Origin of the sequence: Streptomyces similanensis (assembly GCF_039543625.1) — a bacterium.
GTDB lineage: Bacteria > Actinomycetota > Actinomycetes > Streptomycetales > Streptomycetaceae > Streptomyces > Streptomyces similanensis.
Map to the genome: position 1 here is coordinate 62,797 of NZ_BAABKC010000086.1, position 19,071 is coordinate 81,867.

Consider the following 19,071-nt stretch of genomic DNA (forward strand, 5'->3'; position numbering starts at 1 on the left):
CACGATCGCGCACCGGCGCGATCCTGTACGGCCCCCGCACTTCCCGACCCATGAGCGACTCCTGACCGACTCCTCCGTCGAAGGACATGCGTCGTGCGCAGACCATCACGCGGCTCCGGGGTGCTCCTCGCCGCCCTCGCCCTGCCCGCCGCCCTCGCCCTCGCCGCGACGCCGAAGCCGGCGCGGGCGGGAGACGACGCGGCCCCCGCCCCCCACGCCCCCCGGCTCACCCGGTCCGCCGGCGAACTCACCCTGACCGTCCCGGCCGGCCGCACCACCCCCGGCTACCAGCTGCGGGTGACGACCGGTCAACTCGCCCTGACCACCCGCCGTTCCGGCACGACGGTGCTGGCCACCCCCGCGGGCGACACCGGCGCCCTGCGCTTCCGCACCGCCGGCGCCTGGCAGCACGCCACCCGCGTCACCCACTGGACCTGGCGGAACGGCGCCCTCACCCTGACCGCCGCCACCACCGCCCCCGGCGCCACCGTCCAGGCCCGGATCACCCCGGCCGCCGACCGCTACCAGCTCGACTGGCAGGTCGAGGGCGCCGCCCCCGACCGGCTCGGCCTCGCCTACGACCTGAAGTCCGCGGGCCACTGGTACGGCCACGGCGAGGCGCAGACCCCGGACGGCGGCCCGGGCACCGCGCAGCCGTGGCCGCTGGACAGCGGACAGGTCGTCCACCCCGGCTTCGGACCCGCCTCCTACTACATGATCGACCCGTTCTGGTACACGTCCGCCGCGACCGGCCTGCGCGTGGACACCGGCCAGGTCATGGACGTGGCGATCAACCAGGGCAAGGACGGCCTGGGCCGCTTCGACATCGAGTCCGCGGACGCCTACAAGGCGACGGTCTTCGTGGAGTCCACCCCGCTGGACGTCTACCGGGACTACGTCGGCGTCGTCGGCAAGCCCGCCAAGTCCGACGCCTCCTACCGCCAGTACGCCGAGCCGGTGTGGAACTCCTGGGCGCAGTTCTACACCCACGTCGACCAGGCGAAACTCCTCGACTACGCCCAGGACCTGCACGACGCCGGCATCACCGGCCACGCCCTCCAGCTCGACGACAAGTGGGAGTCGGACTACGGGAACATGACCTTCGACGCGAAGGCCTACCCCGACCCCAAGGCCATGTCGGACAGGATCCACGCCCTGGGCTTCGACTTCGGCCTCTGGGTCACCCTGTGGATCAACCTCGACTCCGACCAGTACCGCTACGCCGCCGACCACGGCTACCTCCTCAGGGACGCCGCCGACACCGCCAGGCCCTGCACGGTCACCTGGTGGAACGGCACGGCCGGCATCGTCGACCTCGGCAACCCGGACGCGAAGGCCTGGTACGAGGGCCGGCTCAAGTCCCTGATGAGCGCCTACGGCGTCGACGGCCTGAAGTTCGACACCCGCTTCTTCGACGAGAGGTGCGCGCCGCACGCGGGCTACCGGCCCACCGACTACCAGCGGCTCGGCGCGCAACTCGCCGACGAGTACGACCTCCAGGGCGTCGGCATCCGGGTGCACTGGGACGCCGCCGCGCACCGGGCGGGCTTCGTCACCCGCCAGGTGGACAAGGGCACCGGCTGGAACTCGCTGCGCGCCTCGGTCACCCAGAACCTGGCGATCTCCACGATCGGCTACCCGTTCGTCGCCACCGACATGATCGGCGGCTCCAGCGGCCAGCCGGCCCCGACGAAGGACGTCCTGGTCCGCTGGGCGCAGTCGGCGGCCCTGATGCCGCTGATGTACGCCTCCACGTCACCGGTCGACACCACCGACCCCACCACCGGCAAGAAGGTCGTGTACGACGCGCAGACCACGGCCCTGTACCGCGAGGCCATCGCCCGCCACGCCCGCCTGGCCCCCTACCTCTGGGACCAGGTCCAGCACACCCTGAAGACCGGCGACCCGATCATGCGCCCGCTCTTCTTCGACTTCCCGCACGACCGGGCGACGTACACGATCGGGGACGAGTGGATGCTGGGCCCGGCCGTCCTGGCGGCCCCCCAGCTCACCGACGCCCCCACCCGCTCGATCCACCTCCCCCCGGGCACCTGGTACGACGTGGCCCGAGGCAGAACGATCAAGGGCGGCACCACCCTGAAGTCCTACGCCACCCCCCTGGGCACGACCCCGGTCTTCGTCGACCTCAAGGCACCGGGCGCGGACAAGGCCCTGCGGGCCCTGCGCTGACGAGGACGGGGCGGCGGGGGAGAGGAACGGAGGCGCGAGGCCGGGGGTGCAGGGGGCGGAGCCCCCGCCCGGGTCCGGGGCGGAGCCCCGAGGGGGCCCTGTTTCCTGCCGAGTCGGGTGGGCGGGTGGGAAATGGGGCCCTAGAAGCCGAGTCGCCGCAGCTGCTTGGGGTCGCGCTGCCAGTCCTTCGCGACCTTCACATGCAGATCGAGGAAGACCGGCGTGCCGAGCAACGCCTCGATCTGCTTGCGGGACTTGATCCCGACCTCCTTGAGCCGCTTGCCCTTGGGGCCGATGATGATCCCCTTCTGGCTCGGCCGCTCGATGAAGACGTTCGCGTGGATGTCCAGCAGCGGCTTGTCCGCCGGCCGGTCCTCCCGCGGCAGCATCTCCTCCACCACCACCGCGATGGAGTGCGGCAGCTCGTCCCGCACGCCCTCCAGGGCGGCCTCCCGGATCAGCTCGGCCACCATCACCTGCTCGGGCTCGTCCGTCAGGTCGCCCTCGGGGTACAGGGCCGGCCCCTCCGGCAGCATCGGGATCAGCAGGTCGGCCAGCAGGTCCACCTGCTGGCCGGCCGTCGCCGACACCGGCACGATCTCCGCCCAGGTGATCCCCAGCTCCTTGCCGAGCTGATCGATCGCGATCAGCTGCTCGGCCAGCGCCCTGGAGTCCACCAGGTCCGTCTTGGTGACGATCGCGACCTTCGGGGTCCGCTTGATCCCGGCCAGTTCCTTGGCGATGAACCGGTCGCCGGGGCCGAGCTTCTGGTCGGCCGGCAGGCAGAAGCCGATCACGTCGACCTCCGCCCACGTCGCGCGCACCACGTCGTTCAGCCGCTCGCCCAGCAGCGTGCGCGGCTTGTGCAGTCCGGGGGTGTCCACCAGGATCAGCTGCGCGTCCGGCCGGTGCACGATGCCCCGCACGGTGTGCCGGGTCGTCTGCGGCCGGTTCGAGGTGATCGCGACCTTCTGCCCGACCAGAGCGTTCGTAAGAGTGGACTTGCCCGCGTTGGGGCGTCCCACGAAGCAGGCGAAGCCCGCCCGGTGGACCGTGTCGCCGGGCTGCTCGGATGTCTGGGTGCGAACGCTCATGGCGCCCATTGTCCCTGATCGACGGGACCGCCACGCACGCCCGCCCGCCGGCCGCCCCCCGGCCGGCTCCCGGAAACCCCCGGCGGGACACGAAACGTCACCGAAACACACCCGTACGCGACCGGAAACGCGTACCGGTGACCCTCTGACGAGCCCCCACAGCGAGGAGACGCCGCCCGTGGAGCCCGTCACCCTGGCCGCCGCCGCCCAAGCCGTACCCGCCGTCCGAGCCTCACCCTGCGCGCACGCCCTCCAGCTGGCGGCCGCCGGCTCCCGCGTCGACACCGGCGACACCGCCTGGCTGCTCGCCGCGACCGCGCTGGTGCTGCTGATGACCCCGGGCCTCGCCCTCTTCTACGGCGGCATGGTGCGCACCAAGAGCGTCCTCAACATGCTCATGATGAGCTTCGTGTCGATCGCCCTGGTCACCGTCGTCTGGCTGGCCTGCGGCTACTCCCTCGCCTTCGGCGACGACACGGCGGCCGGACTCATCGGCGGCCTGCACCAGGCCGGCCTCGCCGGCATCGGCCCCGCCTCGGTGCACGGCACCGTCCCCACCCTCCTGTTCGCCACCTTCCAGCTCACCTTCGCGATCATCACCGCCGCGCTGATCAGCGGCGCGGTCGCGGACCGGACGAAGTTCGCGGCCTGGCTGGTCTTCGTGCCGGTCTGGGCGCTCGTCGTATACGTCCCCGTCGCCCACTGGGTGTGGGGCCCGGGCGGCTGGATCTGCCATGACCTCGGCGCGCTCGACTTCGCCGGCGGACTGCCCGTGGAGATCACCTCCGGCGCCTCCGGCCTCGCCCTGTGCCTGGTGCTCGGCCCGCGCCTGGGCTTCAAGAAGGACGCCATGCGCCCGCACAACCTGCCCATGGTGATGCTCGGCGCCGGACTGCTCTGGTTCGGCTGGTTCGGCTTCAACGCGGGCTCCGCGATGGGCGCGAGCGGCCTGGCCGCCGCGGCCTTCCTCAACACGCTCGCCGCCGGCTGCACCGGCCTGCTCGGCTGGCTGTTCGTGGAACACCGGCGCGACGGCCATCCGACGACGCTCGGCGCCGCCTCCGGCGCGGTCGCCGGCCTGGTCGCCGTCACCCCGTCCTGCGGCGCCGTCTCCCTGCTCGGCGCGCTGGTCGTCGGCCTCGCCGCGGGCGCCGTCTGCTCCGTCGCCGTGAGCTGGAAGTTCCGGCTGGACTACGACGACTCCCTCGACGTCGTCGGCGTCCACCTGGTCGGCGGCGTCATCGGCACCGTGCTCATCGGCCTGTTCGCCGAGCGCGCGATGACCGGCGGCCCCGAAGGACTCCTCTACGGCGGCGGACTCGCCCCGCTCGGCCGTCAGTTGCTCGCGGTGGCCGCCGTGGGGGCGTACGCCTTCACCGTGACGTACGGGCTCGGCAAGCTGCTCGACCGGGTCATGGGCCTGCGCGCCGACGAGGAGCACGAGCACACCGGCCTTGACCTTACGGTGCACGCCGAGACGGCCTACGATCACGGAGTCCTGGGGCACGGCGCCCCGGTCGGCGCGTCCCCCGCCCTCTCCTCCGCCCAGAAGGCCAAGACCCAGGCATGAAGCTCATCACCGCGATCATCAAGCCGCACCGCCTCGACGAGGTGAAGACCGCGCTCCAGGAACTGGGCGTGCAAGGGCTGACCGTGACCGAGGCGAGCGGGTACGGCCGCCAGCGCGGGCACACGGAGGTGTACCGCGGCGCCGAGTACCGGGTCGACCTGGTGCCCAAGGTGCGCATCGAGGTGGTCGTCGAGGACGCCGACGCGGACGCCGTCATCGACGCCGTGGTGCGCGCCGCGCAGACCGGGAAGATCGGCGACGGCAAGGTGTGGGCGGTGCCCGTCGAGACGGTCGTACGGGTCCGCACCGGCGAACGCGGCCCCGACGCCCTCTGAGACACCGGGACCCGCCCGCGGAAGACTTCGCTACCGCCCGGCCCGCTCGGTCAGCCGCACGGCTCCGTCCGGCCCCGCCAGCAGCACCGGCGTCCCGGCCCCGCCCAGATCGCCCACCGCGGCCAGGTCCTCGGGCGCGATCCCCTCCGCCTCGCCGACCACCGCCGCCGCCTCCAGCGACGTCGCGCCGGACGCCACCGCCATCGCCACCGCCGTCCGCAGGGCGCTCAGCTTCAGCGAGGCCAGGTGCACGGACCCGGCGGCGTACGTGCGGCCCGTCTCGTCGCGTACGGCCGCGCCCTCCGGCACGCCGTTGCGGGCCCGCACCGAGCGGGCCAGGGTGACGATCTTGCGGTCCTCGGGGTCGAGCCCGTTGCTGTCGGTCATGATCCGAGCATACGGAGCCGTACCGGCCGGCCGGCAGCGGGAGCCGCCCCCGCCGGCCGCCGCGCACCGGCCCGGCCCGCAGCCGGACCCTCGCCCCCGCTCAGCCCGCCACCGGGTACATCGCCCCGCGCCGGCCCTCCGGGGAGGCCAGCCACTCCATCTTCGCCGCGGTGTTCGCCTCGTCCAGCGGGGTGTGCAGCACGACCATCAGGTCCGGGCGGGCCGGCACCCTCATCGCCGTCGACTCCACGCACAGCAGCCCCACCAGCGGATGCTCCAGCTCCTTGCGGATCTGCCCGTGGTCCTCGATGTCCCGCTCCCGCCACAGGGCGGTGAACTCCTCGCTGGCCTCGGAGACCTGCGACAGCACCGCCTGGAAGCCCTCGTCGTCGGGGCGGGCGGCGCACGCGGCCCGGAACTGCGCGACCACCGTGCGCGCGTTGCGCTCCCAGCTCTTGGAGCGCGAGCGGTACAGCGGGTCGGTGAAGAAGTCGATGAGACAGTTCTGCGTGATGTCCGACCGCATGCCCAGCACCATCGCGGCGGCGTCGTTGTACATCACGCAGTTGTAGTAGATGTCCATGATGTGCGCCGGATACGGCATCCAGGTGTCGATCAGCCGCCGCAGCCCGTCGCACATGTCCCGCTTCCCCGGCGGCACTTCGGGCGTGGGCGGGTTCAGCCCGGCCAGCAGGTACAGATGGCGCCGCTCGGCGTCGCTGAGCCTGAGCACCCTGCCCACCGCGTCCAGGACCTGCGGCGACACCGAGATGTCCCGGCCCTGCTCCAGCCACTGGTACCAGGACACGCCCACCCCGGCGAGGACCGCGACCTCCTCGCGCCGCAGGCCCGGCGTGCGCCGCCGGGCGCCGCCCGCCGGCAGCCCCGCCTCGGCCGGACTCACCCGGGCCCGCCGGCTCATCAGGAACTCGCGCAGCTCCCGCAGCCGATGACTCTTGAAAGCGTCCGCCTCGCGCACGACTCCCCCTTCGCACTGTCTGGTGGTGGCACCACCACCATAAGTTGCGACTCCCCACGGCTGTTCCGATCGCAGGAAGCTCCTTGCCATGGCGATCGACACCACCACCTCATCCAGCACCCCTCCCGTCCGGGAGCCCGAACCGCTCGGCGCCCCGCGGCTGTCGACGCGCGACAGACTGGTCCTGTTCGTCCTGTGCGCGGCCCAGTTCATGGTCGCCCTGGACTTCTCCGTCCTCAACGTGGCGCTCCCCGAACTCGGCGCCGACCTCGGCATGAGCCGGGCCGGACTCCAGTGGGCGGTCACCGCGTTCGCGCTGCCCTCCGGCGGCTTCCTGCTGCTGTTCGGCCGGATCGGCGACCTGTACGGCCGCCGCAAGCTCTTCCTCACCGGCCTCGCCCTGTTCGGCGCCGCCTCCCTGCTGGCCACCCTCGCCTGGGACCCGGCGTCCTTCCTGACCGGCCGGGCCCTTCAGGGCCTGGGCGCGGCGGCGATCGTGCCCACCGGCATGTCGCTGCTGACCACCACCTTCCCCGAGGGCCCCGCCCGCGACCGGGCCCTCGGCATCTCGGGCACGCTGCTGTCGCTGGGCTTCACCGTCGGCATGGTCGCCGGCGGCGTCCTCACCGACGCCCTCGGCTGGCGCTCCACCATGGCGCTGCTCACCGTGTTCGCGCTGATCGTGCTGCCGCTCGCCCCGGGCCTGCTGCCCGAGTCCCGCACCCCCCAGCGCCCCCGCCTCGACGTGCCCGGCGCGGTCACCGTCACCGGCGGCCTGCTGTCGCTGATCTACGCCCTGTCCACCGCCGCCGACCACGGCTTCGGCCGCGCCGACGTCCTGGTCACGCTGGCCGCCGGACTCGCCCTGCTGACCGCCTTCGTGGTCGTCGAGTCCCGCAGCACGGCGCCCCTGGTCTCGCTGCCGATGCTGCGCCGCCGCACGGTGGCCTGGGGCAACCTGGGCGGACTGGTCACCTTCTCGATGATGTCGACGGTCGTCTTCGCCCTGACCCTGTACCTCCAGGAGATCCTGCACCTGTCGGCCTTCCGGACCGGGCTGGTCTTCGGCGTCCAGGGCGTCCTGTCGGCGGTCGCCGGCTCCTTCGCCGCGAAGGTCATCGGCCGCTTCGGCGCCCGCCGCACGCTGGTGGCCTCGCTGGCCGGACAGGGCGCGCTGGTCGCCGCGCTGCTCGGCCTCGACACCCACGGCTGGTCGGTGTGGCTGGCCACCGCCGCCGTCTCGCTGGCCAGCATGTGCCATCTGGGCGCGATCATCTCCTACGGCCTGACCGTCACCTCGGGCGTGCCCGACGAGGAACAGGGCCTGGCCACCGGCCTGGTCACCTCCACCCAGCAGGTCGGCATCACGGTCGGCATCCCGCTGCTGGGCGTGCTGGCCACCACCTCCGACGACCTGATGGCGGGCGTGCACACCGTCCTCGGCCTGGACGCGGTGATCGTCCTCACGGCGGCGGCCCTGATCGGTCTGGGCCTGCGCACCCGCCGGACGGCCTGAGCCGCTTGAGAAACCCTAGGGCCGGTCCAGGCGGAGCCGCTCGGCGCGCGGCAGCCCGGCCACCACCAGGTCGTACGAGTCCTCCACGAGCTCCCGGACCAGCCGGTCCGGGAGCTCGCCGTCGACCGTGACGGTGTTCCAGTGCCGCTTGTTCATGTGCCACCCCGGCACGACGAGCCCCGGATGCTCACCGCGCAGGCGGACGGCGTCCTCCGGATCGCACTTGAGATTGACGGTCAGGGGCCGGGCGTCCAGCGCGGTGAGGGCGAAGAGCTTGCCCCGCACCTTGAAGACGGAGGTCTCCGGGTTGAAGGGGAAGTCCTCGACGACGGCGTTGAAGGACAGACACAGGGCGCGCAGCTCCTGGGGGGTCACTCCGGCTTCTTCTCCTCGTCGGCGTCCTCGGCCGGCTCGGCCGGCACCGGCTCCACCAGCACGGTCACGATCTTGTTCCGGCGGCCGGCCGCGGCCTCGGCGGTCAGCCGCAGCGTCCGCCCGTCGGGCAGCTCCACCGCGGCGGACGCCCCGGCGATGGGCACCCGGCCCAGCGCCTTGGCGAGCAGCCCGCCGACCGTCTCCACGTCCTCGTCGTCGTACTCCTCCAGGCCGTACAGCTCGCCCAGGTCGGTGATGTCGAGGCGGGCGGTGACGCGGTAGCGGTCCTCGCCCAGCTCCTCCACCGGCGGCAGCTCGCGGTCGTACTCGTCGGTGATCTCCCCGACGATCTCCTCCAGGATGTCCTCGATGGTGACGACGCCGGCCGTGCCGCCGTACTCGTCGATGACGACCGCGACGTGGTTGCGCTCCTTCTGCATCTCGCGCAGCAGGTCGCCGGCGTTCTTGGTGTCCGGCACGAACACGGCCGGGCGCATCGCCGTGGACACCAGGTCGTTCTCCGCGTCCCGGCTGATGTGGGTGCGGCGGGCCAGATCCTTCAGGTACACGATGCCGACCACGTCGTCCTCGCTCTCGCCGGTGACCGGGATGCGCGAGAAACCGGAGCGCAGGGCCAGGGTGAGGGCCTGCCGGATGGTCTTGTACCGCTCGATGACCACGAGGTCGGTGCGCGGCACCATGACCTCCCGCACCAGGGTGTCGCCCAGCTCGAAGACCGAGTGCACCATCCGGCGCTCCTCGTCCTCGATCAGCGACTCCTGCTCGGCCAGATCCACCAGCGCCCGCAGTTCCGCCTCCGAGGCGAACGGGCCGCGCCGGAAGCCCTTGCCGGGCGTGAGCGCGTTGCCGATCAGGATCAGCAGCGACGGGATCGGCCCCATGATCCGGGCGAGCGGCACCAGCACGTACGCCGCCACGGTCGCCGTGTTCAGCGGGTGCTGGCGGCCGATGGTGCGCGGGGAGACCCCGACGGCGACGTAGGAGACGAGGACCATGACCGCGATCGCGACCGCCAGCGCCTCGGCCGTGCCGGCGAACGCCTCCAGGCACGCGTACGTGACCAGCGAGGCCGCCGCCATCTCGCAGGCGACCCGCACCAGCAGCGCCACGTTCAGATAGCGGGTCGGGTCGGCGGCGACCTGGGCCAGCTTGGCGGCGCCCCGGCGGCCGGACTTCGCGGCCTCCTCGGCCCGGAAGCTCGACATCCGGGCGAGGCCCGCCTCCGCGCAGGCGGCGAGCCACGCCACGACGACCAGGGCGACCGCCCCGACGACGATCTGAGGACTCATCGGCGTTACGAGACGGTGGGCGCCGGGGAGGGGCCGGTCAGGCCCTTCTCGGCACGCCAGTCGTCCACGATCGCGGCCTGGAGGCCGAACATCTCGGCCTTCTCGTCCGGCTCCTCGTGGTCGTAGCCGAGCAGGTGCAGCACCCCGTGGACGGTGAGCAGCTGGAGCTCCTCGTCCATGGAGTGCTGGGTGGGCGCCTCGGCGCCCTGCCTGGTGGCGACCTCCGGGCACAGCACGATGTCGCCGAGGAGCCCCTGCGGGGGCTCCTCCTCGTCCTTGCTCGGCGGCCGCAGCTCGTCCATCGGGAAGGACATGACATCCGTGGGGCCCGGCAGGTCCATCCACTGGATGTGCAGCTGCTCCATCGCGTCGGCGTCCACGACGATCACCGAGAGCTCGGAGAGCGGGTGGATGCGCATCCGGGCCAGTGCGTAGCGGGCGATGTCGAGGATCGCCTGCTCGTCGACCTCGGTTCCGGACTCGTTGTTGACGTCGATCGACATGGTCGTGCTGGTCTACTTCCCCTTGTGCCCGTGCCCGGCGGCCCTGGGACGCGCCTTGGCCGCGCCGCCGTTCTCGGTGCCGTGCGTGTTGTCGTACTTCTCGTACGCGTCGACGATACGGCCCACGAGCTTGTGGCGTACGACGTCCTGCGACGACAGGCGGGAGAAGTGGACGTCGTCGACGCCCTCCAGGATGTCCTGCACCTGCCGCAGACCGCTCTTCGTGCCGTTGGGCAGGTCCACCTGCGTGACGTCGCCCGTGATCACGATCTTCGAGTCGAAGCCGAGCCGGGTGAGGAACATCTTCATCTGCTCGGGACTGGTGTTCTGCGCCTCGTCCAGAATGATGAAGGCGTCATTGAGAGTACGCCCCCGCATGTATGCCAGCGGGGCGACCTCGATGGTTCCGGCGGCCATCAGGCGGGGGATCGAGTCGGGGTCGAGCATGTCGTGCAGCGCGTCGTACAGCGGGCGCAGGTAGGGGTCGATCTTCTCGTAGAGGGTGCCCGGCAGGAAGCCGAGGCGCTCGCCGGCCTCGACCGCCGGACGGGTCAGGATGATGCGGTTGACCTGCTTGGACTGCAGGGCCTGCACCGCCTTGGCCATGGCCAGGTAGGTCTTGCCGGTACCGGCCGGGCCGATGCCGAAGACGATCGTGTGCTTGTCGATCGCGTCGACGTAGCGCTTCTGGTTGAGCGTCTTGGGGCGGATGGTGCGGCCCCGCGAGGACAGGATGTTCTGCGTCAGGACCTCGGCCGGGGTCTCCTGGCCGTCGCTCTCCCCGTTCTCGCTCGCCTTGAGCATGGCGATCGAGCGTTCCACTGCGTCCTCCGTCATCGGCTGCCCGGTGCGGAGCACCAGCATCATCTCGTCGAACACGCGCTGGATCAGGGCGACGTCCGCCGTGTCGCCGACCGCGCTGATCTGGTTGCCCCGGACATGGATGTCGGCTGCCGGGAAGGCCTTCTCGATCACGCGCAGAAGGGAGTCGCCGGAGCCCAGGACGGTCACCATGGGGTGCTGGGCGGGGACGGTGAACTCTGCTCTCGCCTGCCCCTGCGCGGGGGTGTTGGCTGCGGATGTCTGAGTCATGGGCCGGCGCTCGACGCCTGCGATTCCTCCTCGTCACGGCCGCACAGCTGAGGGCGGCCTCGCGCTTCCCAGGGTACGACGGGCGAGTGACAACGCCGTAGGACTTCTCGGCGGCCCGGCCGCACGGTCACGCGGGCGCGCGCGGGCGTGGGCTGCCGGGCCCGTACGCGTCGCCGCCCGCCGGCGGATCACCGCTGCGCCCGCAGCACCTCCTGGAACCACGCGTACGACGCTTTCGGCGTGCGCCGCTGAGTCGCGTAGTCGACGTGGACCAGGCCGAAGCGGCGGGTGTAGCCCTCCGCCCACTCCCAGTTGTCCAGGAGGGACCACACGAAGTAGCCGCGCACGTCCACGCCCGCCGCCAGGGCCCGGTGCAGGGCGCGCAGGTGGCCGTCCAGGTAGGCGATCCGGGCCTGGTCGTCCAGGCCCTCGTAGGAGCAGCCGTTCTCGGTGACGACGATCGGCGGGAGGCGGTCGCCGTAGCGGTCGCGGAAGCCGGTCAGCAGCTCCGTCAGCCCCTCGGGCACGACCGGCCAGCCGAAGTCGGTGACCGGGTACCCCTCGATCTCGCGCAGCGAGAAGGGCAGCTCCGCCGGGACGGACACGCCGCCGACGTCGCTCCCGTTCTCCTGCGGGGCGCCGACGCACGCGGGGGCGTAGTAGTTGATCCCGTACCAGTCCAGCGGCTCCGCGATGATCCTCAGGTCCGCCTCGACGTCGCCCGGCATCAGCTCGCCGAGCCCGGCCGGGTAGGCGCCGAGCAGCAGCGGATCGGCGAAGAGGCGGTTGAGCAGCATGTCGTAGAAGTCCGCCGCCGCCACGTCCGCCTCCGCCCGCGAGGCCGGCCAGGTCGGGCCGTGCGAGTTGGCGACGCCGATGTGGCGCGCCCCGGCGGCGCGCAGCGCCCGCACCGCGAGCCCGTGCGCGAGGAGCTGGTGGTGGGCGACCGGCAGCGCGTCGAACAGGAGCCGCTCGCCGGGAGCGTGCACACCGAGCGCGTGGCCCAGCAGCGTGTGCTCGGCCGGCTCGTTGAGGGTGATCCACTGGGTGACGCGGTCGCCCAGCCGCTCGGCGACCGTCGAGACGTACTGCGCGAACCGGGCCGCCGTGTCCCGCTCCCGCCAGTCCAGCCGGGCCGGCAGGTCCCAGTGGAAGAGGGTGGGGACGGGACGCACCCCGGCCGCGCACAGGTCGTCCACGAGCCGGTCGTAGAAGTCGAGCCCGCCCGGGGAGCCGGCCCGGGGCCAGGAGACGGAGAAGCGGTAGGCGTCCACGCCGAGCCCGGCCAGCAGGGCCACGTCCTCCCGGTGGCGGTGGACGTGGTCGCAGGCCACCGCGGCGGTCGAGCCGTCCTTGATCCGGCCCGGCTCGGCGGCGAAGGCGTCCCACACGGACGGCTCGCGCTCGCCGGCCGCGCCCTCGATCTGGTGCGCCGAGGTGGACACGCCCCACAGGAAGCCGTCCGGGAACCGGGGGAGCGGGGTGCCTGGGCCCGTGGTGCCTGCGTCAGTCGCCATGCGCGGATCATCCGTACCGGCGGTAAGGGAAGTCAACGCCCGTGCCGGAGGCGGTAGTTACGCTCCCTCCTTGAGTACGCGGGAGATCAGCTCCCGCTGGTCCTCGGTGAGCCGGGGGTCGGCGGCGCGGATCGTGCGGCCGTCCACGGTGATCTCGTAGCTGAAGCCGTCCGGGACCACGGGCTCGCGCGCGCTCTCGCCCGCGGTCAGCACCTTCTCGGCCAGTGACCGCCACTCCTGGGCGTCGGACCGCTCGTCGGTGTCCACCTCGGCGTTGCGCTCGATGCCTGCGAACCCGCCCGTACGCCGTACCTGAATACGCATGGCTCCGTGTCTAGTACGGATTCAGAGCGTCCGCACCCCCACCTGTTCCCATGCCTTCTTCACGCCCTGGAGTTCGTCGCCCGCGCCGTACCTCTCCCGGGCCGCCTTGACGGTGAGCGTGGCGAAGTCGGCGAACTGCGCGTCCGACGTGAGCTTGCCGCCGGTCAGCACGTCGTACCAGACCTGGCCCGCCTTCTCCCAGGCGTGGCCGCCGAGTTCGGTGGCGGCCAGGTAGAAGGCGTGGTTGGGGATGCCGGAGTTGATGTGCACGCCGCCGTTGTCGCTGCCGGTGTGGACGTAGTGGTCCATGGTGGCCGGCTGCGGGTCCTTGCCGAGCACGTCGTCGTCGTAGGCGGTGCCGGGCGCCTTCATGGAGCGCAGCGCCTTGCCGGTGACGCGCGGGGCGAGCAGGCCCGCGCCGATCAGCCAGTCGGCCTCCGCGGCGGTCTGGCCGAGGGTGTACTGCTTGATCAGCGAGCCGAAGACGTCGGAGACCGACTCGTTGAGCGCGCCGGACTGGCCCTGGTACTCCAGGTTGGCGGTGTGCTGGGTGACGCCGTGCGTCAGCTCGTGGCCGATGACGTCCACCGGGATGGTGAAGTCGAGGAAGATCTCGCCGTCGCCGTCGCCGAACACCATCTGCTCGCCGTTCCAGAAGGCGTTGTTGTACTTCTCGTCGTAGTGCACGGAGGCGTCCAGCGGCAGCCCGCGGCCGTCGATGGAGTCGCGTTTGTACGCCTTCAGGTACAGCTCGAAGGTGGCGCCGAGGCCGGAGTAGGCGCGGTTGACGCTGGCGTCCTTGCCGGGCTGCTGGCCCTCCGCGCGGACCTTGCGGCCGGGCAGGTCGGTGCCGTGCCCCGCGTCGTAGACCGTGCGGTGCGGCTGCCCGGCCTGCTTGCCGGCGGGCGGGGTCACGGCGGCGGCGCCGGTGACGGCGGTCAGATGGCGCCGGGTGCGCTCCATGGCGTCGCGCTGGAGGGTGCGGCGCGCGGGGCCGTGCAGCGCGGGGTCCTCGCTGCGGGCGAGGCGGTCGAGGACGTGCGGCGGCACGATGGCGCAGAAGACGGGCTCGAGGCCCCCGTGAGTCGTCATGCTTCGACCATCGCACTGCGTTACGCCAATGTCACTACCTGCAACCTTGATTGGTGAAATAACGGGTCAAGACGGTTGCGGTGCGGCCGCGCAGGGTAAAGGGCGGTTGCGTGGCGTGACATCGGGCGGGCGGCGGCGTGACATCGCACACGTTCTGTCCGGTTCGTCCCCCCGATTTCGCATACTGGACGAGGCCCGCACGTCCGGCGCGGCTCGGCTAAGGTGCACAGCATCATGCGTTTCGGGCTGCTTCTCCTTAGCTGCCGCGGCGAGGGCCTGTAGTCGAGGCCGACCCCCTCCCCGCGGAGTCTGGCGTTGCGCCGTCGGCCGCCTTTTTGGCCCCGCATCCCGCGGACTTCCCGAGGAGCCCACGCAACCATGGTCAATCGCCAGCAGCCCAGTTCCATGCCGGTCCACAAGTACGGCGGCTACGAGCAGGTCGCCATCCCCGACCGCACCTGGCCCGAGAAGCGGATCACCGCCGCCCCGCGCTGGCTCTCCACCGATCTGCGCGACGGCAACCAGGCCCTGATCGACCCGATGTCGCCCGCCCGTAAGCGCGCGATGTTCGACCTGCTGGTCAAGATGGGCTACAAGGAGATCGAGGTCGGCTTCCCGGCCTCCGGCCAGACCGACTTCGACTTCGTGCGCTCCATCATCGAGGAGGAGGGCGCGATCCCGGACGACGTCACGATCTCCGTGCTGACCCAGGCCCGCGAGGACCTGATCGAGCGGACCGTGGAGTCGCTGAAGGGCGCCAGGCGCGCCACCGTCCACCTGTACAACGCCACCGCGCCGGTCTTCCGCCGGGTCGTGTTCCGCGGCTCCAGGGACGACATCAAGCAGATCGCCGTCGACGGCACCCGTCTGGTGATGGAGTACGCCGACAAGCTGCTGGGCCCGGAGACGGAATTCGGCTACCAGTACAGCCCGGAGATCTTCACCGACACCGAGCTGGACTTCGCGCTGGAGGTCTGCGAGGCGGTGATGGACGTCTACCAGCCGGGCCCGGGCCGCGAGATCATCCTCAACCTGCCCGCCACGGTGGAGCGTTCGGCGCCCTCCACGCACGCGGACCGCTTCGAGTGGATGGGCCGCAACCTGTCCCGCCGCGAGCACGTCTGCCTGTCCGTGCACCCGCACAACGACCGCGGCACGGCCGTCGCGGCCGCCGAGCTGGCCGTCATGGCCGGCGCCGACCGTGTCGAGGGCTGCCTGTTCGGGCAGGGCGAGCGCACCGGCAACGTCGACCTGGTCACCCTGGGCATGAACCTGTTCTCGCAGGGCGTCGACCCGCAGATCGACTTCTCCGACATCGACGAGATCCGCCGTACGTGGGAGTACTGCAACCAGATGGAGGTCCACCCGCGCCACCCGTACGTGGGCGACCTGGTCTACACGTCCTTCTCCGGCTCCCACCAGGACGCCATCAAGAAGGGCTTCGACGCCATGGAGGCCGACGCGACGGCCAAGGGCGTCACGGTCGACGACATCGAGTGGGCGGTGCCGTACCTGCCCATCGACCCCAAGGACGTCGGCCGCTCCTACGAGGCCGTCATCCGCGTCAACTCGCAGTCCGGCAAGGGCGGCATCGCCTACGTCCTGAAGAACGACCACAAGCTGGACCTGCCGCGCCGGATGCAGATCGAGTTCTCGAAGATCATCCAGGCCAAGACGGACGCCGAGGGCGGCGAGGTCACGCCCAAGGAGATCTGGTCGGTCTTCCAGGACGAGTACCTGCCCAACCCGGACAACCCGTGGGGCCGCATCCAGGTCAACAACGGCCAGTCCACCACCGACACCGACGGCGTGGACAGCCTCACCGTCGAGGCCCAGGTGGACGGCGTGGACACCGTCCTGACCGGCTCCGGCAACGGCCCGATCTCCGCGTTCTTCGACGCCCTGCACTCCGTGGGCGTGGACGTACGCCTGCTGGACTACCAGGAGCACACGATGAGCGAGGGCGCCTCCGCGCTGGCCGCCTCGTACATCGAATGCGCGATCGAGGACAAGGTCCTGTGGGGCATCGGCATCGATGCGAACACGACACGTGCGTCGCTGAAGGCGGTCGTCTCGGCCGTCAACCGGGCGGCCCGCTGACCGCACTGACCGGTGTTTTCCGGGCTCCGGCCGCCTCTTCGGGCGGTCGGAGCCCGTTTTCCGTGGCGTCGGTTACCGGCCAGGTCACGGAAAGGTCTCGTCCGGGGTACTGACTCAGCCTCACCGATGTGGCTAACATCACGCCATCGCGGCGATGTTGCCGCGAGGTGACGGAGGTGCGACGTGCTGCCTGTACGGGGACGAGACGACCGTGCCGCCGGGCACGCCCGCGTGCTGGGCACCCGCACCTCGTGGACGCCCGTAGGCGACGGCGAGTTCTTCTGCCCCGGCTGCGGCGGCGACCGCAACTACCAGCGGCTGAGCGGCCGGCGGCGGTTCACCGTCCTCGGCGTGCCCGTGCTGCCGCGCGGCGCGGCCGGGCCGGTCGTGGAGTGCGCCGCCTGCCGCGGCCACTTCGGCACCGACGCCCTGGACCATCCGACCACGAGCCGCTTCTCCGCGATGCTCCGCGACGCCGTGCACACCGTCGCCCTCGCCGTGCTCTGCGCGGGCGGCGCGGGCGCCCGGACGAGCCTGGAGACCGCGGCGGCCGCCGTCCGCGCCGCCGGCGTCGCCGACTGCACCGAGGAGCGGCTCGCCTCGCTGGTGGAGGCGCTGGCCGCGGACACCGGCCGGGTCTACGAGGAGCAGCCCTGCACCACGGGCCTGGCCATAGAGCTGCACGAGGCGCTGGACCCGCTGGCCCCCCACCTGGCCGCCGCCGGCCGCGAGTCGATCCTCCTCCAGGCCGCCCGCATCGCCCTGGCCGACGGCCCCTACACCCCCGCCGAACGCGACGCCCTCGCCACCGTCGGGGCGGCGCTGACGATCTGCGCGGACGACGTGACCCGCCTGCTGGCCGCGGCCCGCACCCCGTCCTGACCCCGGCCGGGGCCCGCGGGCGACGGCGGGCCACCGGCGTCAGCGGCCCACCGGCCTCAGCGGCGCGGCGTCACCGGCCCGGCGTCAGCGATCCGCGGCGGCCCAGGCGTCACCGGCCCGGCCTCAGCGGCCCGGCCCCCAGTTCCAGGCGCAGCACCAGGCGGTCCATGGCCGGGCCGAAGTAGTCCCGGCGCAGCCCCCCGTCCGGTTCCTCGGGGCGGAAGCCCAGCGAGCGGTAGAGCAGGACCGCGGCCCGGTTGGCGGGCTCCACGGTCAGCCTGACCTGCTCGATCCCGCTGCGCCGCAGCCGGGCGAGGACCTCGATCATCAGTTCCCGGCCCAGCCCGTTGCGGCGGCGGTCGTGCGTCACGCACAGGCCGAGGATCCAGCTGTCGCGGTCCAGCGCCGTGGTGCCGGCCAGCACGTACCCGCGCAGCCGGCCCGCGCCGTCGTCGAGGACCAGGAAGTGCTCCGCGTACATGTCGAAGAGCTGGCGCAGCAGGAAGCCCGGGTAGGCAAACTCCTGGAAGACCTCCGCGTCCAGGCGCTGGAGTTCGGGCAGGTCGGCGATCCGGGCCGTGCGCAGCACCGGCGGCGGGGGTTCCGGGAACGGCGCCTCGGCCGTGAGCTGATCGTGGCGGTCCAGGGATCGTTCCAGCGGTTCGGCGGTCATGCCACCCCCCAGTCGGACGTGCGGGCGTCAACTCGACGGGGCACCGGCGTTACCCGAAGGAATGAATCCAGGTTCGGTAGCGGCCGGTGCTCCGTTCTGACTAGAGTGGGCCGCCCAACTCCGCGCGTGCAAGGGCGAGTTAGCGTGTGCGCCCAGGTGTGCTGACGTGCGCCCGAGTGCCCCCTGCACAAGGGGAGTGGCGTATTCCCGGCTGTCTGCGCCCCTCGGGTGGGCCTACCGTGCGGGGATACGGGGATGCCGCCTCACTCGCCGACGACGTCCACGGCTCAGAACACGGCACACGGGCTAGCTCGGAAGACGAACGGAACGCGGCAGGGTGATGATGGATCGCAACGCTGACGCACCTTGGTCGAAGTTCGATCCAGAGGTGTACGTCGACAACAACTACCGCACGCCGCTGGAGGCGGACCTCCAGATCGTGCGGCTGCTGCGCGACTACTTCGGCCGCTGTCTGGCCGACGTCACCCCGCGTTCGCTGTGGGGCGTCGACGTCGGCGCCGGCGCGAACCTCTACCCCGCGCTCTCCATGCTTCCCTGGTGCGCCAAGCTGATGCTGCTCGAATACGCCCAGCCGAACGTCGAGTACCTGGAGCGGCAGGTCGCGCCGGAGGGCTTCGACGGGGCCTGGGACGCGTTCTGGGAGGTGCTGCGGGAACGCCCCGCCTACCGGGACGTCGCCGAGCCCAGGAGCCGGGTCAGCGAGATCGTCCGGGTCGAGCGGCTCAACCTGTTCGACCTCGACGGACACCGGCGCTGGGACATCGGGACGATGTTCTTCGTCGCCGACTCCATGTCCGAGTGCCCCGAGGAGTTCCAGCGGGGCGTGTCCTGCTTCATGAACGCGCTCGGCGAGGGGGCGCCGTACGCGGTCGCGTTCATGAAGGAGTCCATCGGCTACGACGTCGGCGAGCACCGTTACCCCGCCTACCGGGTGAACCGGGAGCGGGCCGCCGGGAGCCTGGCGCCCTTCAGCGCCGAACTGGAGATCCACGATCTCGACCATGTCGTACGGCCGGGCCACGAGGGCATGCTCCTCGCCCTGGGGCGGCGGAATTCGGAGATTGCCGTCCCCTAGGAACGGGGACCATGTCGGGACAGGCAACGAGATCTG

Annotated in this window: 18 protein-coding genes; 7 read left to right on the forward strand and 11 right to left on the reverse strand. The window is 71.8% G+C overall.

Annotated features, from left to right (window positions below; genetic code table 11):
* The first annotated feature begins 120 nt into the window (after nucleotides 1–120).
* Nucleotides 121–2,190: a glycoside hydrolase family 31 protein gene (locus ABEB07_RS27120; protein WP_345670754.1), complete on the forward strand. Its 2,070-nt coding sequence runs from the start codon at nucleotides 121–123 to the stop codon at nucleotides 2,188–2,190.
* Between the two features lie 140 nt (nucleotides 2,191–2,330).
* Here ABEB07_RS27120 and era read toward each other — a convergent pair whose 3' ends face one another.
* Nucleotides 2,331–3,284 (reverse strand): GTPase Era, encoded by a 954-nt coding sequence (gene era, locus ABEB07_RS27125; RefSeq protein ID WP_164584848.1) that lies wholly within the window; start codon nucleotides 3,282–3,284, stop codon nucleotides 2,331–2,333.
* 256 nt (nucleotides 3,285–3,540) lie between these two features.
* Here era and ABEB07_RS27130 point away from each other — a divergent pair, with 256 nt between their 5' ends.
* Nucleotides 3,541–4,854, forward strand: a complete 1,314-nt coding sequence (locus ABEB07_RS27130; RefSeq protein WP_345670755.1) for an ammonium transporter — start codon at nucleotides 3,541–3,543, stop codon at nucleotides 4,852–4,854.
* A complete protein-coding gene (locus ABEB07_RS27135; RefSeq protein ID WP_176148899.1) occupies nucleotides 4,851–5,189 on the forward strand; it encodes a P-II family nitrogen regulator in 339 nt (112 codons plus the stop codon). Before ABEB07_RS27130 ends, ABEB07_RS27135 begins: the two co-directional genes overlap by 4 nt.
* 30 nt (nucleotides 5,190–5,219) lie before the next feature.
* Here ABEB07_RS27135 and ABEB07_RS27140 read toward each other — a convergent pair whose 3' ends face one another.
* Together ABEB07_RS27140 and ABEB07_RS27145 are read right to left on the reverse strand one after the other, a co-directional pair.
* Nucleotides 5,220–5,576 carry a cytidine/deoxycytidylate deaminase family protein gene (locus tag ABEB07_RS27140; RefSeq protein ID WP_176148898.1) on the reverse strand — a complete coding sequence of 119 codons (357 nt, stop codon included), beginning with the start codon at nucleotides 5,574–5,576 and terminating at the stop codon, nucleotides 5,220–5,222.
* A gap of 100 nt (nucleotides 5,577–5,676) precedes the next feature.
* Nucleotides 5,677–6,498: a helix-turn-helix transcriptional regulator gene (locus ABEB07_RS27145; RefSeq protein ID WP_239146440.1), complete on the reverse strand. Its 822-nt coding sequence runs from the start codon at nucleotides 6,496–6,498 to the stop codon at nucleotides 5,677–5,679.
* Nucleotides 6,499–6,643: 145 nt separating this feature from the next.
* Here ABEB07_RS27145 and ABEB07_RS27150 point away from each other — a divergent pair, with 145 nt between their 5' ends.
* Nucleotides 6,644–8,071 (forward strand): MFS transporter, encoded by a 1,428-nt coding sequence (locus ABEB07_RS27150; protein ID WP_345670703.1) that lies wholly within the window; start codon nucleotides 6,644–6,646, stop codon nucleotides 8,069–8,071.
* A gap of 15 nt (nucleotides 8,072–8,086) precedes the next feature.
* On the opposite strand, the gene ABEB07_RS27155 is transcribed toward ABEB07_RS27150, so the two are convergent.
* The 7 genes from ABEB07_RS27155 to ABEB07_RS27185 all read right to left on the reverse strand — a co-directional run bounded on the left by ABEB07_RS27155 (nucleotide 8,087) and on the right by ABEB07_RS27185 (nucleotide 14,284).
* Entirely contained in the window at nucleotides 8,087–8,446 is a 360-nt protein-coding gene (locus ABEB07_RS27155) for an MmcQ/YjbR family DNA-binding protein (protein WP_176148896.1), read from the reverse strand.
* Nucleotides 8,443–9,756 (reverse strand): hemolysin family protein, encoded by a 1,314-nt coding sequence (locus ABEB07_RS27160; RefSeq protein ID WP_176148895.1) that lies wholly within the window; start codon nucleotides 9,754–9,756, stop codon nucleotides 8,443–8,445. The genes ABEB07_RS27155 and ABEB07_RS27160 overlap by 4 nt, the downstream gene beginning before the upstream one ends.
* Nucleotides 9,757–9,761: 5 nt before the next feature.
* The gene (ybeY, locus tag ABEB07_RS27165) at nucleotides 9,762–10,259 is read right to left on the reverse strand and encodes an rRNA maturation RNase YbeY (RefSeq protein WP_164584855.1); all 498 of its coding nucleotides are present in this window, start codon (nucleotides 10,257–10,259) and stop codon (nucleotides 9,762–9,764) included.
* A 12-nt stretch (nucleotides 10,260–10,271) separates the two neighbouring features.
* Nucleotides 10,272–11,351, reverse strand: coding sequence for a PhoH family protein (locus ABEB07_RS27170; RefSeq protein WP_345670705.1), 1,080 nt, complete (start codon nucleotides 11,349–11,351; stop codon nucleotides 10,272–10,274).
* Nucleotides 11,352–11,539: 188 nt separating this feature from the next.
* Nucleotides 11,540–12,868, reverse strand: coding sequence for a GH1 family beta-glucosidase (locus tag ABEB07_RS27175; protein ID WP_345670706.1), 1,329 nt, complete (start codon nucleotides 12,866–12,868; stop codon nucleotides 11,540–11,542).
* A gap of 57 nt (nucleotides 12,869–12,925) precedes the next feature.
* Nucleotides 12,926–13,192, reverse strand: a complete 267-nt coding sequence (locus tag ABEB07_RS27180) for a protealysin inhibitor emfourin (RefSeq protein ID WP_345670707.1) — start codon at nucleotides 13,190–13,192, stop codon at nucleotides 12,926–12,928.
* Nucleotides 13,193–13,213: 21 nt separating this feature from the next.
* Entirely contained in the window at nucleotides 13,214–14,284 is a 1,071-nt protein-coding gene (locus tag ABEB07_RS27185; RefSeq protein ID WP_176148892.1) for a M4 family metallopeptidase, read from the reverse strand.
* 378 nt (nucleotides 14,285–14,662) lie between these two features.
* On the opposite strand from ABEB07_RS27185, the gene leuA reads away from it, so the two are divergent.
* Together leuA and ABEB07_RS27195 are read left to right on the forward strand one after the other, a co-directional pair.
* A complete protein-coding gene (leuA, locus tag ABEB07_RS27190) occupies nucleotides 14,663–16,384 on the forward strand; it encodes a 2-isopropylmalate synthase (RefSeq protein WP_164585281.1) in 1,722 nt (573 codons plus the stop codon).
* 183 nt (nucleotides 16,385–16,567) lie between these two features.
* Nucleotides 16,568–17,266 (forward strand): TerB family tellurite resistance protein, encoded by a 699-nt coding sequence (locus ABEB07_RS27195; RefSeq protein ID WP_176148891.1) that lies wholly within the window; start codon nucleotides 16,568–16,570, stop codon nucleotides 17,264–17,266.
* A gap of 109 nt (nucleotides 17,267–17,375) precedes the next feature.
* Here ABEB07_RS27195 and ABEB07_RS27200 read toward each other — a convergent pair whose 3' ends face one another.
* A complete protein-coding gene (locus ABEB07_RS27200) occupies nucleotides 17,376–17,939 on the reverse strand; it encodes a GNAT family N-acetyltransferase (protein WP_345670708.1) in 564 nt (187 codons plus the stop codon).
* Between the two features lie 340 nt (nucleotides 17,940–18,279).
* Between ABEB07_RS27200 and ABEB07_RS27205 the strand changes: the two genes are divergently transcribed.
* Nucleotides 18,280–19,035: an SCO2525 family SAM-dependent methyltransferase gene (locus ABEB07_RS27205; protein WP_176148889.1), complete on the forward strand. Its 756-nt coding sequence runs from the start codon at nucleotides 18,280–18,282 to the stop codon at nucleotides 19,033–19,035.
* Nucleotides 19,036–19,071 lie beyond the last annotated feature (36 nt).

What these genes read in the sequence shown, in the direction of transcription:
- ABEB07_RS27175 (WP_345670706.1), bottom strand. Translation starts at nt 12,868, where the DNA reads ATGGCGACTGACGCAGGCACCACGGGCCCAGGCACCCCGCTCCCCCGG.
- ABEB07_RS27205 (WP_176148889.1), top strand. Translation starts at nt 18,280, where the DNA reads ATGATGGATCGCAACGCTGACGCACCTTGGTCGAAGTTCGATCCAGAG.
- ABEB07_RS27135 (WP_176148899.1), top strand. Translation starts at nt 4,851, where the DNA reads ATGAAGCTCATCACCGCGATCATCAAGCCGCACCGCCTCGACGAGGTG.
- ABEB07_RS27180 (WP_345670707.1), bottom strand. Translation starts at nt 13,192, where the DNA reads ATGCGTATTCAGGTACGGCGTACGGGCGGGTTCGCAGGCATCGAGCGC.
- era (WP_164584848.1), bottom strand. Translation starts at nt 3,284, where the DNA reads ATGAGCGTTCGCACCCAGACATCCGAGCAGCCCGGCGACACGGTCCAC.
- ABEB07_RS27170 (WP_345670705.1), bottom strand. Translation starts at nt 11,351, where the DNA reads ATGACTCAGACATCCGCAGCCAACACCCCCGCGCAGGGGCAGGCGAGA.
- ABEB07_RS27185 (WP_176148892.1), bottom strand. Translation starts at nt 14,284, where the DNA reads ATGACGACTCACGGGGGCCTCGAGCCCGTCTTCTGCGCCATCGTGCCG.
- leuA (WP_164585281.1), top strand. Translation starts at nt 14,663, where the DNA reads ATGGTCAATCGCCAGCAGCCCAGTTCCATGCCGGTCCACAAGTACGGC.
- ABEB07_RS27200 (WP_345670708.1), bottom strand. Translation starts at nt 17,939, where the DNA reads ATGACCGCCGAACCGCTGGAACGATCCCTGGACCGCCACGATCAGCTC.
- ybeY (WP_164584855.1), bottom strand. Translation starts at nt 10,259, where the DNA reads ATGTCGATCGACGTCAACAACGAGTCCGGAACCGAGGTCGACGAGCAG.
- ABEB07_RS27150 (WP_345670703.1), top strand. Translation starts at nt 6,644, where the DNA reads ATGGCGATCGACACCACCACCTCATCCAGCACCCCTCCCGTCCGGGAG.
- ABEB07_RS27140 (WP_176148898.1), bottom strand. Translation starts at nt 5,576, where the DNA reads ATGACCGACAGCAACGGGCTCGACCCCGAGGACCGCAAGATCGTCACC.
- ABEB07_RS27160 (WP_176148895.1), bottom strand. Translation starts at nt 9,756, where the DNA reads ATGAGTCCTCAGATCGTCGTCGGGGCGGTCGCCCTGGTCGTCGTGGCG.
- ABEB07_RS27145 (WP_239146440.1), bottom strand. Translation starts at nt 6,498, where the DNA reads ATGAGCCGGCGGGCCCGGGTGAGTCCGGCCGAGGCGGGGCTGCCGGCG.